Origin of the sequence: Pseudomonas sp. 32_A, assembly GCF_017490905.1 — a bacterium.
GTDB classification, from domain to species: Bacteria; Pseudomonadota; Gammaproteobacteria; order Pseudomonadales; family Pseudomonadaceae; genus Aquipseudomonas; species Aquipseudomonas inefficax.
On record NZ_JAFGYI010000320.1, the window covers coordinates 1 to 456 of the forward strand.

1 protein-coding gene is annotated in these 456 nt (G+C 68.2%); it reads left to right on the top strand.

Going from position 1 to position 456, the window contains the following annotated elements:
• Window positions 1–190: 190 nt before the first annotated feature.
• Window positions 191–456 (top strand): hypothetical protein (locus J5M58_RS26865; protein WP_207880424.1); only part of this gene is annotated, 266 nt, incomplete at its 3' end.

The following is a 456-nucleotide window of genomic DNA, read 5'->3' on the forward strand; positions in this document are numbered from 1 at the left end:
GATCCGACGCCTCAGCCTCGTCACTGTCATGACAGTGACGTCGCTCGCGTGCGCCTTACCCGCCTGCGCGGCCCAGCCCTCGCCCATCGGCGGGATCGTCACCGCCTCGGCGTCCGCCGCGTCATCATCTTCCTCCGGCAACGGATTCAAGTGGGCTATCTTCGGGCTGGTGGCCGCCCTCGTGGGCACCGTGTCCTCCCTGGTTAAGCGCAAGGCGGACCAAGACGAGGAAGACCGCGTGACACGCGCCACCCACCAGAACCAGCAGGACGCCCTGCAGGCGGCACAGGCCACCGTCGAAGAGGCCAACCGTCGCCTGCTCGAAGCCGACGAGGAGGTGCGGCGCGCTGAAGAGGACTGGACCTACGCGCGCGCCCAATTCGGCATCTCGGCCACCGAAGAATTCGCGCGCCTGGTACGCGACGCGAAGGAGGCAGTGACCCGAGGCTGCGACAC